This is a genomic window from Candidatus Palauibacter sp. (assembly GCF_965237495.1).
Classification (GTDB): Bacteria; Gemmatimonadota; Gemmatimonadetes; order Palauibacterales; family Palauibacteraceae; genus Palauibacter.
Genome location: NZ_OZ250143.1, coordinates 685,781 through 700,103, shown reverse-complemented (window position 1 = coordinate 700,103; position 14,323 = coordinate 685,781). Strand labels below are relative to the sequence as shown.

Annotated in this window: 12 protein-coding genes; 8 read left to right on the top strand and 4 right to left on the bottom strand. The window is 68.4% G+C overall.

All coding sequences use genetic code 11. The annotated features are described in order from the left end of the window. Positions 1-226: 226 nt before the first annotated feature. From ACPXY0_RS02925 to ACPXY0_RS02910, 4 genes are all read right to left on the bottom strand, one after another. A complete protein-coding gene (locus ACPXY0_RS02925; protein ID WP_423928308.1) occupies positions 227-472 on the bottom strand; it encodes a hypothetical protein in 246 nt (81 codons plus the stop codon). Further along, the gene (locus tag ACPXY0_RS02920) at positions 469-1,518 is read right to left on the bottom strand and encodes a hypothetical protein (protein WP_423928306.1); all 1,050 of its coding nucleotides are present in this window, start codon (positions 1,516-1,518) and stop codon (positions 469-471) included. Before ACPXY0_RS02920 ends, ACPXY0_RS02925 begins: the two co-directional genes overlap by 4 nt. Further along, positions 1,515-2,087 (bottom strand): hypothetical protein, encoded by a 573-nt coding sequence (locus ACPXY0_RS02915; RefSeq protein WP_423928304.1) that lies wholly within the window; start codon positions 2,085-2,087, stop codon positions 1,515-1,517. The genes ACPXY0_RS02920 and ACPXY0_RS02915 overlap by 4 nt, the downstream gene beginning before the upstream one ends. Before the next feature lie 637 nt (positions 2,088-2,724). Next, positions 2,725-3,240: a hypothetical protein gene (locus tag ACPXY0_RS02910; protein WP_423928302.1), complete on the bottom strand. Its 516-nt coding sequence runs from the start codon at positions 3,238-3,240 to the stop codon at positions 2,725-2,727. 567 nt (positions 3,241-3,807) lie between these two features. Between ACPXY0_RS02910 and ACPXY0_RS02905 the strand changes: the two genes are divergently transcribed. The 8 genes from ACPXY0_RS02905 to ACPXY0_RS02870 all read left to right on the top strand — a co-directional run bounded on the left by ACPXY0_RS02905 (position 3,808) and on the right by ACPXY0_RS02870 (position 14,212). After that, positions 3,808-5,271 (top strand): trypsin-like peptidase domain-containing protein, encoded by a 1,464-nt coding sequence (locus tag ACPXY0_RS02905; protein ID WP_423928300.1) that lies wholly within the window; start codon positions 3,808-3,810, stop codon positions 5,269-5,271. 141 nt (positions 5,272-5,412) lie between these two features. Continuing rightward, positions 5,413-6,843: an adenylosuccinate lyase gene (purB, locus tag ACPXY0_RS02900; protein ID WP_423928299.1), complete on the top strand. Its 1,431-nt coding sequence runs from the start codon at positions 5,413-5,415 to the stop codon at positions 6,841-6,843. A 28-nt stretch (positions 6,844-6,871) separates the two neighbouring features. Next, positions 6,872-7,825, top strand: a complete 954-nt coding sequence (locus tag ACPXY0_RS02895; RefSeq protein WP_423928298.1) for a phosphoribosylaminoimidazolesuccinocarboxamide synthase — start codon at positions 6,872-6,874, stop codon at positions 7,823-7,825. Further along, complete coding sequence (gene purS, locus ACPXY0_RS02890; protein ID WP_423928296.1) at positions 7,822-8,079, top strand: phosphoribosylformylglycinamidine synthase subunit PurS; 258 nt, start codon at positions 7,822-7,824, stop codon at positions 8,077-8,079. Before ACPXY0_RS02895 ends, purS begins: the two co-directional genes overlap by 4 nt. 1 nt (position 8,080) lies before the next feature. After that, positions 8,081-8,854 (top strand): phosphoribosylformylglycinamidine synthase subunit PurQ, encoded by a 774-nt coding sequence (gene purQ / locus ACPXY0_RS02885; RefSeq protein ID WP_423928294.1) that lies wholly within the window; start codon positions 8,081-8,083, stop codon positions 8,852-8,854. Continuing rightward, positions 8,851-11,184, top strand: coding sequence for a phosphoribosylformylglycinamidine synthase subunit PurL (gene purL, locus ACPXY0_RS02880; protein WP_423928292.1), 2,334 nt, complete (start codon positions 8,851-8,853; stop codon positions 11,182-11,184). The genes purQ and purL overlap by 4 nt, the downstream gene beginning before the upstream one ends. Then, positions 11,181-12,626 (top strand): amidophosphoribosyltransferase, encoded by a 1,446-nt coding sequence (gene purF / locus ACPXY0_RS02875; protein ID WP_423928290.1) that lies wholly within the window; start codon positions 11,181-11,183, stop codon positions 12,624-12,626. Before purL ends, purF begins: the two co-directional genes overlap by 4 nt. After that, complete coding sequence (locus tag ACPXY0_RS02870; RefSeq protein WP_423928288.1) at positions 12,626-14,212, top strand: bifunctional metallophosphatase/5'-nucleotidase; 1,587 nt, start codon at positions 12,626-12,628, stop codon at positions 14,210-14,212. Before purF ends, ACPXY0_RS02870 begins: the two co-directional genes overlap by 1 nt. Positions 14,213-14,323: the final 111 nt, after the last annotated feature.

Sequence of the window (14,323 nt, the reverse complement as noted above, 5' to 3'; positions counted from 1 at the left end):
GTGCATCGCTTCTGGGTGCCACACAGACGGTGTCCGTTCGCACAGTCTGAAGCGCTCAGGGGTTTCGGCGTGGACCACTGCGCCGCTACGGCCCCCACAGCACAGACCATGGCTACGAGAATGACCTTGAACAACATCCTGCTCTTTCTGCGCATCTGAACTCTCCTCATCTGTTGTCTGTTTGCTCTAAGGTCTGTTGTCCTGTTCCAAGAAGCCTTAGCTGTCGTCAACCACCGTCATCGAGCTCGAGCTTTGCGTAGTACGTGATCCGGGTCGAAAAGCAGTACGTAGTGGTAAGGACCCCCACACACCAGGTCCGCAATTCGCACAGCGATCCTTCGTTATCCTTGGTGCACTCGGCGGCGGTCGTCGCGGACAGAGCCTTGGGGCGGCTGGCTTCGTGTAGCAGGAATCCACCAACCCCGACCAAGACCAGCAGAGTCACCGATAGGATTCGCTTGATGCTCTTCATGAGTTGCCTCCCTTCCTCGGTTTGAGAGCTGTTACGATTGAATACAGGCCGCTCCGGCGGGACAACAGATATATGGTGCCATCCTCGGCGAGTACGACATCACTCGCTCTGGGAGTGGCGACGGAGTGGATGTACGCCCCCGTTGTCAGGTCGTACAGATCCAGCGTCCTGTTGCGGTCCGGGCTCCGGCCCTCGAAGAATACGCCCAGCGTATCTCCTCTCACGGACAAAGTCGACCCTGAATACGGCACCCGCGGGAGGCGCTGGGTCGTCGTGGTCGTAGCACCCTCAGTCGCAACGGTCACCGTCATGACCGGAAAACTCGTGTGCTCCACATAGGGGTAGGCTGCGATTGAGTCCCCCCGGATGACGTACCAGCCGTTGCCAACTTCAAACCCAAGGACCCACGCGTCGCCGCTCCAGGAGACGACATCTCCCGTCCTCTGCATCCAGTGAATCCCTTCCCACGCTACGGATGGGTTGGCCAACCGGGCCTTTTCCCGGCCGTCCTCGTTCACAATCATTAGCGACGGTTCGCCGTTCGTGTATAGAGCGTATCCTCCCTCGACAGCTGCGATCCCGTCAACGTAGCTGGCCTCGATGAGCAGCGGCACCTCTCGGACGAGGTTTCCGTCCGGGTCGAGTCTGACGATTCGACCATTTCCATGGTCGGCCAGCACAATCCCGCCATCGTGGTCCTCCGAGAGGGCGCGAACGTCCATGAACTCGCCGGGTCCCTGGCCCCTACGCCCCCACACCCAGGCGACTCTTCCGGCTTCATCGATGTGTACGGCCCGGCTGGCGGCCAAATCGAACACATAGACACCTCCGTGTGGTGCAGGTACGATCTCGCCTGGCATTTGGAGGACGGTATCGTCTATGCTCCCGTAGGTCCAAAGAGTATCGAACACGACTGATGCGAATCGTCGCCGCACATCATTGGCTTCGCTCCAGATATTGCCGGGCTCCACTTCGACAGATCCCTCCGGATTGCAAGCAATCGAGAGCGGCAGCAGGAGCGCGATCACCTCGGCGCGACGTATCATGGCAACTGGATTCCTCGCAAACGGGTGATGAATTCCTCGACGAGAGTGCCCCGCTCCAGGGCGGGCTCAACTGCAAGGATGCGACCTTCCCTTCCGACGAGCAGCGCCAGGGGCGTGCTCATGTGGCCAGCAACCTCCGCCAGCCGGGAAACAGCCTGCCGACGGATCGCAGCGTGAGGAAAACTCCGGTTCCTGTTTGTCAGGAGATCTGCCATCTCCGCCTTGCTCACGTAATCGCGCAGCACCGCACCCAGAACGACGATGCCATTGGATTGCAGATCGTACGCGAGCCGATCGATGCGTGTCGTGGCTGAGGAGCAATCAACGGGATGCAGTATCAAGAATACGCCTCCCCCCAGCTCGGCCATCCCCATCCGGTGCTCGGCGAACTCACGTACGGCGAAGTGCTCCGTTGCAACGCCCCTAGTCAGGAGCAGCGTCGTGGCCCCGAGCATAACTACGAGCATCATCGGCAGGTTCACTCTCAAGGCCGCGAACCGAAGCGCGCCACGTATGTGTCGCGCCGAGAACTTCGAGGCCAAGCTGAAGAGTGGAATGGCATTCTTCATCAAAACGGGCTCACCCAACGTGATCGATGACTTGTTCTACTGACGACCAATACTTGCCGGCCTCCGCGGCCGCCCCCACGGACGTGAACGGCACTACCACCAACAGCGCACTCGGGACGTGCAGCCAACCACACCTTGTTGAAGAGTCTGGCCATGTCTCGCCTTTTCTTCAGCGACATTCTCGCGAAGCGAGCGCCCATTCCCGCCCACTTGGCCCTTCCATGTTTTCCCCCAGCCGATGCCGATCTATTTTTTGACACTACCGGGGGGGGCGGCAGCCAACAAGGAGTAAGATCGATGAATGTCGGGCGTTATCGATGAAAGAGCGGCCGCAATTGCACCGCGCTGGGTGCCAGTGGGTTCAGACGGTTCGGTTGATCGTTCGGCGCGGAACGGGTCTAATCCAGCAACGGGGCGCACGTACTCCTCGACGAACGCGGAGAACAAATGGTCGGGGGCGGTGCGCTCGAGCTCTCCGAGCGAGTGTCCCGGCCACCTGCGGGACTTGCGCCTCAGCGTACCCGGAGCAAACCCCAGGCGATTACTCACGACCGTCCAACTCGGCCCGGACAGACGAATCTGATGGGCCCTAAGGATAACCAGACCGCCGAGGAACCGGCTCAGCGTCGTCTCACCATCAACGCGCGTGCTCAACGCGCGTGAGAGCGTGACCGGAGAACTCCGGACGGCCGTGGCGAGTTCCTGCACGGTCCGAACCGGCCTGCCTCCGGACCTCATGGAGGCCGTAGACGAGGGCCCGACGCAGCGCCGCAGGCACCGAGGATCGCCGGATCGTCTCGGCCAGATGTGCGAGTGCGGTCGTGCCGCGAGCGGCTTCGATCCGGGGCTGCAGCCGGTGCAGCTCGTCGAACCAAACCAGGGCTGCGAGACGCACTCCAGCGAGCAGCCGGGCGCTGTGGGCTTCGCGATCGGTCACCAGGATGAGCGGAACCCATGGCAACCGCCGCCGGATCTCCATGAGGAGGCTGATCTTTTTTCGCAGGAACCGCTTCCGGCAGCCGACGATGATACAGTCGGCCGGGTCTTGATCCGCCGTAAGTTCGCTCGGCGTCTCGACGACGCGCACGGTGCCCGCGACCGCTCGCCTTATGCGATCCGCGTCGCGAGGCGAGTCCGCCAAGATCAAGATCACTTGACCCGGCCTTCTTCCGGAAACAACGCCCACCTCCATCGGAAAGCACGCGGAGACTGCGGAGCCGACTGTTCCGCTCGTTGGCCCTGCCGGCTTGCCGTAGCTGGGTGGCTGCCGAGAGTGCAACCAACCTCTTGACCTTTAGATGTACCGAGTTGGTGAAACCTTACAGCACGCGTACTCGGTGACTGGACCAGTGGGGTCAAGCGTATTCCATAAACAGTTGCAGGGGAGCGACTTGTGTCCTCTCCACACTCGACTCGATCGACCGCTCGAAAGCGGCGATGCCGGACGCAAGCGAGCGTGTCCACGGCGCCCGTGGCCCGACGGCAAGCCGCTGTCGCCTCGGTAGCTGAATACTACTCGTCGCTCCCCGGCGGCGTTCCCGGAGGGTCCGACTGTCCCGGCATGCCCGCCGGGTTGCCCGCTGGCCTCGGGAGGTGAACCCTTCGGGGGAGTTCCGCGTACAGGTATCGTGCCCTTGCATGGTGCGTCGGGTGCGGTTGAGCGGCAGAAACTGCTGACGGATCGATGTCGATGCGTGAAGGGAACCGAATCGGAAGGACGATGCGCGCGGTCGCGCGCGGTCTCGTCGCGGCGACCGTCCTCGTCTTCGCGGGCCTCGGCGTGGGCGCGGTCGTGACGACGCTCGGGGAGCGTCCGGCCGAGGTCGCGGAAAGCGAGCCCGCGCACAATCCGTTCACCCGGACGTCGCTGGCGGAGCCGGCGCTGGCGCCGCAGTCCGTGGCCGACATCTCGGACGCCCGGCGCACGCCCACGGTCGTCGCCGCGTACCGCGTGCTCCCATCGGTCGTGAGCCTCCGGACCGAGCGGACGGTGCAGGAGAGACCCAACCCCTTCCTCTTCCGCGGGGGCCGATCGCGGGTCGAGTCAGGGCTTGGATCGGGGTTCGCGATCGACAATGAGGGCACGATCGTGACCAACGCCCATGTAGTGAGCGGCGCCGACCGGATCGAGGTGGTGGACTTCAGCGGCCAGCGGTTCGAGGCGGAACTCATCGGCTCCGACGAACTCACCGACCTAGCCGTCTTGCACATCCCTCCGAGCCGCGTGCCGGCGGCGCCGCTCGGCACATCCTCGGACCTCTTCATCGGAGAACCCGCGGTCGCGCTGGGGAACCCGTCCGGGTACGCCCTCCGCAACACGGAGGCGACGGTGACGTCGGGCGTGGTGAGCGGCCTGGGCCGGGACATACGGTCCCAGCGCGGACGGGAGGTGCTGTACGCCGACATGATCCAGACCGATGCGGCGATCAACCCGGGTAACTCGGGCGGGCCGCTGGCCAACGCGGACGGTGAGGTCATCGGGGTCAACAGTTCGATCCTGTCGCGCTCCGGCGGGTCCGAGGGACTGGGCTTCGCGATCCCCATCGACCGCGCCCTGCTGGTCGCCGCGGAACTCCTCCAGTTCGGGCGCGTGCGTCGGCCGTGGGTGGGAGTTCAGGTACTGACCGACCGGCAGGATCCGGGGTCGGTCTTCGGCCGACCACTGGTCGATGAGGTCCTGGAGGGGACGCCGGCCGCCGAGGCCGGGCTGCGGGCAGGCGACGAGATCCTGGCCCTCAACGGGCGCGTCATCAACCACGACCTCGACTGGCAGGTGGGTCTAGCGGACGCCGGCGTCGGCGCAACCGTCGACGTGTCCTTCCGGCGCGGCGGAGAGGAAATGCGGACCCGGCTCCGGCTGGACGAGGTGCCCTCGGGTCGGGCCGAACGGGTCGAGGTGCTCAGGGGCCTGCAGTTGATCACGGTCACGCCGCAGGTCAGCCAGGAGCGGGACCTCGCCGTTGAGTTCGGCGCGTTCGTGGTCTCGGTCGGCGACGACGCACGACGCGGCACCGGGCTCCGAGAGGGCGACGTGATCCTCAGCATCAACCGCAACGAGGTGCGGTCCGCGGAGGAGGCCGGCCAAGTCTTCGAGTATTTTTCGCGGGCGACGGACGGCTCCATCCGGCTGTACATCGCCCGGGGGACGGAAACCGGCTACCTCCGAACCTTCCGTGTCCGCTGAGACGACCACCGGTGGTCGGACCCGGCTTCTCGAAGAAGGGGCGGCCTCCCGGACTTTCACGGGGGACGGTCAAGGGCTAGACTGCGATCTTACGGTGACCGAGGTCGCCCCGGGAGGCCGCTGGATCGGACTACGCGCCTGATGGCGGAACGTCGCTACCTACATCCTCTCATCGACCGCTACGCCTCCGGCGACATGGCGGCGATCTTCTCCCCTCGCATGCAGGCGCTCGCCTGGCGCGACCTGTGGATCGCTCTTGCCGAGGAGGAACGGGCGCTCGGCGTCGAAATCCCCGATGGCGCCATCGTGGCGATGCACGCGGCTCGCGAGCAGATCGACCTCGACCGAATCGCCGTCATCGAGCGCGATCTCCGGCACGACGTCATGGCGCACGTGCACCACTTCGGCGAGGTGGCGCCCGAGGCCCGCAAGTACATCCACCTCGGCGCGACGAGCGCCTTCGTGGGCGACAACCACGGGCTGATCCAGCACCGGCAGGGCCTCGAGATCGTGCGCGAGCGGCTACTGGGCACGATCAGCGACCTGGCCGCGTTCGCCCGCGAACAGGCCGGCGCCCCGACGCTCGGCTACACGCACCTGCAGCCGGCCCAGCCCACCACGATCGGGAAGCGCGCCTGCCTGTGGATCCAGGACCTGCTCTTCGACCTCGAGCAGATCGAGGCGGTGCGGTCCGAACTCCGATTCCGCGGCGCGCGGGGGACGACGGGAACGGAGGCGACGTTCCTCGAACTGTTCGAGGGCGACGGCGGCAAGGTGGATCGGCTCAACGAGCGGCTCGCGGCGCGCTTCGGGTTCGCGGGCACCTATGACGTCATCGGGCAGACGTATCCGCGGAAGGTCGACCACCGGGTCCTCGCCGTGCTCGCGGGAATCGGTGCCTCGACAGCGCGCTTCGGACACGACATCCGGATCCTGCAGGCGTTCGGCGAGATCGAGGAGCCGTTCGGCAAGCGGCAGATCGGCTCGTCGGCGATGCCGTACAAGCGCAACCCGATGCGGAGCGAGCGGATCTGCGCGCTCGCCCGGCACCTGTGCACGCTCGAACTCAACGCCTCGTGGACGGCTTCGGTGCAGTGGTTCGAGCGCACGCTGGACGACTCGGCCAACCGGCGTATTTCGCTCCCGGAGGGCTATCTGTCCGCGGACGCGCTCCTCATCCTCGCGCGCAACGTGGGCGCGGGGCTCGTCGTCCACCCGGCGGTGGTGGCGCGCCGGCTGGCCCGGGCCCTCCCGTTCATGGTCACCGAGGAGATCCTCATCGCCGGCGTGCGCGGGGGCGGCGACCGGCAGGACATACACGAAAGGGTGCGAGGGCACGCGCTGGCCTCGCGCGAGCGGCTTGACGACGGGGCCGAGGACAACGACTTCTTCGCGCGCATCGCCGGCGACGGCACCTTCGGGCTCGGCATGGAGGAACTCGACGAGCTTGCCGACCCGCACCGACTGGTGGGCCGTTCCCCGGATCAGGTCGAGCGCTTCCTGACCACCCGCATCGACCCCCTGTTCGAGGCCGCGGACGCGCCGCGGCCCGCCGAGGAGGTCCGCGTATGAACCCCGGCTTCGCCCTGAAAGGACGCCAATGACCCACACCACGCTCGGCGCGAACCCGCCGACCGCGCTACATGACATCGACCTCCCGCTGCCGCTGCTCCGCAAGGGGAAGGTCCGCTCCATGTACGACCTCGGCGACCGGATCCTGATGGTCGCCAGCGACCGCATAAGTGCCTTCGACTGCGTGATCCCGAACCCGATTCCCCACAAGGGCGCCGTCCTGACCCAGCTCTCGGCGTTCTGGTTCGACCGCACAATGGAGATCGTGAGCAACCACAGGATCGCCAGCACGCCGGCGGGCATCGCCGAGGCGGCGCCCGAACTCGCCGACTCGGCCCACGTCTGGGGACACCGCGGCATGCTCGTCGAGAAGGCGCGGCCCTTCCCCGTCGAGTGCGTCGTGCGCGGCTTCATCTCCGGCTCCGCCTGGAAGGAGTACAGCCGCCAGGGGACGCTGGCGGGCGAACGGCTCCCCGAGGGCCTGCGGGAGTCCGAGGAATACCCGAGCCCGATCTTCTCGCCCTCGACGAAGGCCGAGCAGGGGCTGCACGACGAGAACATCACCTTCGCGCAGATGTGCGACATCGCGGGGACGGAACTCGCGACCGAGCTGCGGAACATCAGTCTCGCGCTGTACACGGCGGGGCGCGACACGCTCCGTGACCGGGGGATCATCCTCGCCGACACGAAGTACGAGTTCGGGCGCGCCGCCGACGGGCGGATCATCCTCATCGACGAGGTGATGACGCCGGATTCGTCCCGCTTCTGGCCCGCCGATTCGTACCGGATCGGGGGCGGGCAGCCCTCGCTCGACAAGCAGCCGGTGCGCGACCACCTGCAGGCGATGGTCGGGCGCGGGGAATGGGACAAGACGCCGCCGGCGCCGGCGCTGCCCGAAGAGGTGATCGGCACGACCTCGGAGCGCTACCTGGAGGCGTTCCGGCGCATCGCGGGACACGAACTGTACGAGGCGCCCGCATGAGCCGCGTCTGGTCGGTGGACGTCCGGATCACGCCGCGCGAGGGGATCCTCGATCCGGCGGGGGAAACGATCCGCCGGGCGCTCGGCAACCTCGGCTACGACGGCGTGCGCTCGGTGCGCGCCGGGAGGCTGATCCGGCTCGAGGTCGAGGCGGAAGGGGCGGAGTCGGCGCAGGCCGCCACCGAGAAGATGTGCGAACAGCTGATCGCGAACCCGATCATCGAAGACTACGTCGTGCGCGTACGGGAGGGGTGAAATGAAGGTGGGGATCGTGCGGTTCCCGGGCTCGAACTGCGACGCGGACGTGTACCGGGCCGTGACCGAGGGGCTCGGCGAGAGCGCCGTCTACCTGTGGCACAAGTCGAACGACCTCGACGGCGCGGACGTCGTCGTGCTGCCGGGGGGCTTCTCGTATGGCGACTACCTGCGGGCGGGGGCGATCGCCCGCTTCAGCCCGATCATGCGCGAGGTGATCGACTTCGCGCGCGGCGGGGGCCTCACCCTGGGGATCTGCAACGGATTCCAGGTGCTGTGCGAGGCGCACCTCCTGCCCGGCGCGCTGGTCCGCAACCGAACCCTTCGCTTCCGCTGCCACGATGTCGGACTCCGGGTGGAGAACGGGCGGACGCCCTTCACCACGGCCTATTCCCAGGGTGATCTGCTGGATATCCCGATCGCCCACGGCGAGGGCCAGTTCGTGGCGGAGGCGGCGACGCTGGATGAACTGGACGCGGAGGACCGGGTCGTGTTCCGATACGTCGACCGCCGGGGGGAGGCGACCGACGCGGCGAACCCCAACGGCTCGGCGCGCAACATCGCCGGGATCACGAACGCCGAGGGCAACATCCTCGGGCTCATGCCGCACCCCGAGCGTCATTCGCTGGCGGTCCTCGGCAACACGGACGGACTCGGCGTCTTCCGGTCGCTGCTCGCGGCGGTCTCCGCCTTGAGCGGCTCCGGGAGAGGCCGGACGCGGCTCGATGGGGAACGGGCGTCGGCGGACCGCGCGGTCGCGGGGCTCTCGTCATGACCGACCTGACGCTCGAGCACCGCCCTGCCGCCGGGAGCCGAGACCGCGTCGAGGCGCGACCGGGGGATCCCGTCATCAGCGCCGCCCTCGTGGCCGAGCACGGCCTGAGTCCGGAGGAGTGGGAGCAGATCCTCGCACTCATGGGGCGGGAGCCCACCTTCACCGAACTCGGCGTGTTCAGCGCCATGTGGTCGGAGCACTGCGGGTACAAGAACTCGCGCCCCCTGCTGAAGACGCTGCCCACGGAGAGCGCCGCCGTGGTCCAGGGTCCGGGAGAGAACGCCGGCGTCATCGATGTGGGCGGCGGCTGGGGGGTCGCATTCAAGATCGAGTCCCACAACCACCCCTCCGCGGTCGAGCCCTACCAGGGGGCGGCGACGGGATCGGGCGGCATCCTGCGCGACGTGTTCACGATGGGGGCACGGCCGATCGCGATCTTCGACAGCCTCCACTTCGGGTCGCTCGACTCGCCCCAGTCGCGGTATCTGTTCGACGGCGTCGTGCGGGGGGTCGGGGACTACGGGAACTGCGTCGGCGTCCCCACCGTGGGTGGCGAGGCGATCTTCGACCCGGCGTACGAGAAGAACCCGCTCATCAACGTGATGTGCATCGGCGTGCTGCCGCTCGAGCGCCTCATCCGGGGCGAGGCGGAGGGCGTCGGGAACCCGGTGATGGCGGTCGGCGCGCGCACGGGACGGGACGGGATCCACGGGGCGACCTTCGCGTCGGAGGAACTGGACGAGGAGGCGCTCGACAGCCGGCCGCAGGTGCAGGTGGGCGACCCGTTCACGGAGAAGCTCCTCCTCGAGGCGAGCCTCGAACTCATCGAACGGGACCTCCTCGTCGGGATCCAGGACATGGGGGCGGCGGGGCTCACGTCGAGCGGGACGGAGATGGCCGCTCGCTCGGGGTCCGGGATCGACATCGACGTGGCGTACCTCCCGGTCCGGGAGGAGGGGATGACGCCGTACGAGATGCTCCTCTCGGAGTCCCAGGAGCGGATGCTCCTCGTGGCGAAGCCGGAGCACGAGGCGGCGGTGCGGGAGGTGCTCGAGCGCTGGGACCTGCAGGCGGCGACGATCGGGCGCGTGACGGACGACGGGATGTTCCGCGTGCGGGAGGCCGGGAAGGTGCGGGTCGAGATCCCGGTGAAGCCGCTGGTGGACGATTGCCCGACCTACGTTCGCGAGGGGGTGATGAGCCCGGCCGCGGTCGAGGCGCGGGAGATGGATCTGGAGGCGTACGCGAGCTTCGCTTCGGACGGGGAGGTGGAGGCGTCGCTGCGGACGCTGCTCGACGCCCCGTGCATCGCGTCGCGACGCTGGATCCATGAGCAGTACGACACCACGGTGCAGACGAACACGCTCGAGGGCCCGGGCTCTGACGCGGCGGTGCTGCGGCTGCCGGCGGAGGGGCGGGCGCTCGCCGCGTCCACGGACGGGAACGGACGGCACACGTGGCTCGATCCCCGCACGGGCGGGCGGGCGGCGGTGGCGGAGGCGGCCCGCAACGTGGCCTGCTCCGGGGCGCGTCCGCTCGCGGTGACCAACTGCCTCAACTTCGGGAGCCCGCGGCGGCCGGAGGTGTACTTCCAGCTTGCGGGCGCGGTCGAGGGGATGGGAGAGGCGTGCCGGGCGCTCGGGACTCCGGTCACGGGCGGGAACGTGTCGCTCTACAACGAGACGGGCGGCCAGCCGGTGTACCCCACGCCGGTCATCGGGATGCTCGGCGTGATCGAGGACCTCGAACGCCGGGTGCCTTCGGCCTTCCAGCGCGAGGGGGACGAGATCTGGGTGGCGGGCGTGACACGCGACGAGATCGGGGGCTCCGAGTACCTCGGCGCCTGTCACGGCGTCGTGGCCGGGCTGCCGCCCGCGGTCGACCTCGGCGAAGCGGCGGCGCTGGTCGACTTCCTCGTCGAGGGGGCGGCGGACGGGGCGTTCGCGTCGGCGCACGACGGCTCCGACGGCGGGCTTGCGGTCGCGCTTGCGGAGTGCGCGGTCCGCGCGGCGGGCGGGCCGGTCGGCTGCACGGTCGATCTCGACCTGGCGCCCGCCGGTGCGGACCTGTCGGCGGCGGGGCGCTGGTTCGGCGAATCGCACTCGCGCGTCGTGCTCACGTGCCGGCCCGGCGGGGGCGAGCGGATCGCCGCGCACGGGCGGCGCCACGGTGTGCCCGTGGAGCGCGTGGGCACCGTGGACGGGCCCGACGGCCCGTGCCGGCTGACCGGCGCCGGCCACACGATCGCTCCGCCGGTCCGGGAGCTGGCCCGGATCTACGAGGAAGCGATCCCGCGTCGCATGAGCGAGGAGGCAGGCATCACCGCATGAGAAAGCTCCCGACGGAACCGACCGGAGGCGCGGCCCGCCCGACGCAGGAGGTCGACAAGCCGCGCGAGGAGTGCGGCATCGTGGCCGTGAGCGGCTCCGGCGCCGCGGCCGAACTCGCCTTCCTGGCGCTTTACGCGCTCCAGCACCGCGGGCAGGAGTCCGCCGGGATCGTCACGGTGGATGACGAGGGCGCCTCGAGAGTCCACAAGGGGATGGGGCTCGTGGCGGACGTCTTCGACAACCAGATGCTCGCCGGGCTCGAGGGCTCGCTCTCGATCGGGCATGTGCGGTACTCGACGGCGGGCGACTCCGGCCTGCGGAACGCCCAGCCGCTCCTCGTGCAGTACGAGGACAAGCCGCTCGCCCTCGCCCACAACGGGAACCTCACGAACGCGAACCAGCTCCAGCGCTCGCTCGCGCACGACGGATCGATCTTCCAGACCGACGCCGACTCCGAGGTCATCGTCCACCTCATCGCCAGATCGCGGCGCCGCGATCTGGACGGGAAGATCGACGACGCGCTCTCCCAGGTGGTCGGCGCCTTCTCCCTCCTCCTCTGCATCGGCGACACGGTCTACGCGGCGCGGGACGCGCGCGGGTTCCGCCCACTGGTGATGGGGCGGCTCGGGGAAGCCGTCGTCTTCGCGTCGGAGACGTGCGCGCTCGACATCATCGGAGCCACCTACGTGCGGGACGTGGCCCCCGGGGAAGTCCTGAAGGTCCGCGCCGGCCACGTCGAATCCATGCGGCCGCTGCCTCCCGAGACGCCGAGTGCCTGTCTGTTCGAACTCGTCTACTTCGCGCGACCGGACTCGCGGGTGTGGGGGTGCAGCGTGGACGAGGCGCGACGGGCGTTCGGGCGCCAGCTGGCCCACGAGCATCCGGCCGAGGCCGACTGTGTGTTCGCCGTTCCCGACTCCTCGAACTCGGCCGCGCTCGGATACTCCGAGGTGAGCGGGCTGCCGTTCGAACTCGCACTCATCCGCAACCACTACGTGGGCCGGACATTCATCCACCCGACGCAGACCGGGCGCGACTTCAAGGTGCGCGTGAAATACAACCCCGTCCGCGAACTGGTCGACGGCAAGCGCATCGTCGTCGTGGACGACTCGCTGGTCCGGGGCACGACGAGCCTCGGCCTCGTGGCGCTCCTGCGCGATACCGGCGCGCGAGAGGTGCATTTCCGGGTCGCCTCGCCGCCTGTGCGCTCGCCGTGCTACTACGGGATCGACATGCCGACGCGCGAGGAGCTGATCGCTTCCAACCATTCGGTGGAGGGGATCCGGGAGCACCTGGGTGTCGACTCGCTGGGCTACCTCAGCATGGAGGGGATGCGGGAAGCGGTCGCGGACCACGGCCCGTTCTGCGACGCCTGCTGGACGGGCAACTACGCCGCTCCGCTCGTCGACCTCGACCGCCTGAAGGCCCTGCAGGACGCATGATGGGCCGCCGCCGCGCCGCCGGCCTCCTCCTCGCGTTCGCCGGGCTCTGGGGACTCTCGGGGTGTGCGCCCGACGACGCGAGCACCGCCGCGACGGCCGGCGACGACGCCTGCGCCCGGATGTTCTCGACCAACGACACGCACGGCCGCCTCCTGCCCGCGGAGCAGAGCTGGTCGGACGGCCGGCCCGTCGGCGGCTCGGCCGCCCTCGCCGCGTACATCGCGCGGGAGCGCGCCGCCGAGCCCGAGTGTCCGCTTTTCGTCGTCTCCGGGGGCGACTTCATGCAGGGCACGCTGATCTCGAACCTCACCGACGGCCGCTCGACGATCGAGGCGATGAACGGGATCGGCTACGACGCGGTCGCGATCGGGAACCACGAGTTCGACTGGGGCGTCGACGTGCTCGTCGACCGTGTGGCCGAGGCCGACTTCGCGATGCTCGGCGCGAACATCTTCCTCAGGGGCACGGATCGGCACCCCGACTGGGTCCGGCCGTGGACGATCGTCGAGAGGGACGGCGTCCGGATCGGTTTCGTGGGCATGATCACGCCGTCCACCCCCACCATCACGCGGGCCGTGAACGTGGTGGACTTCGAATTCGGGTCCATCGCCGAGGCCCTCGACCGCTACATCCCCGTCGTGCGGGAGGAGGGTGTCGATTTCGTGGTGGCCGTCATGCACGAAGGCGCCTTCTGCAAAGACGACGACGAGGGAAACGACGCGTGTGAGGGCCGGGCGCTGGAGGCGCTGGCCGCGACGACGGCGGGCTTCGACTATGCGGTCACCGGACATACGCACTCGCGCGTCGAGACCGAAGTGCGCGGGGTGCCGGTCATCCAGTCCTTCTCGAACACCACCGCCTACGGCCTCGGGCGCATCGACCGGGACGCGGCCGGGACGGTGAGCGCGCGTCGCCTCGGCATCCACCGGGTGTGGGCGGACGAGATCGCGCCGGATCCGGGCCTCGAGGAGATCGTCGCCTCCTACAGCGCGGAACTCTCCGATCTCATGGACCGCATCGTCGTGACGCTCCCCGAGGAACTCCGGGCCCCGAGGGACGGCGACTTCCCCCTCGGCCGGATCGTGGCAGACGCCCAGCGGGCGGCGAGCGGCGCGGACATCGCGCTGATGAACAACGGCGGCATCCGGCGTCCACTCCCCGCCGGACCCGTCACCTACTCCGACCTGTTCGAACTGCAGCCGTTCGGCAACATGCTCATCCGCCACACGATGTCCGGCGCGCAGCTGCTGCGGACGCTCGAGCACTCGATCAGGGACGGAGAAACCGACCTCCATGTGAGCGGGATCACGGTCCGCTACGATCCGGCCGCCGCCGAGGGCGAGCGGATCCTGGAGGTGACGCTCGACGACGGCTCCCCGGTCCGGTCGGAGGGCCGATACGAGGTCACGGTCAACGACTTCCTCTCGACCGGAGGCGGGGGCTATGCCACCTTCCCGGAAGCCGAGGCCACCGTGGCCGCCGGGCTCGCCGACCTGGAAGCCCTGGTGGCGCATCTGGAGGCCCAACCGCAGCCCTTCCCGGTCCCCCGCGACCCTCGCTGGATCGAGTCTCCCGCCGGCCGGTAACCACTCGAGACCGGTCCCGCGAGTCCCTTCCGGCGTTACGAAAACTCCCGTCCGCCGTTACATTTACGGGTGAGGTGCCCTATATCGTTGCAAGTGGCGCGTCAGGCGCTT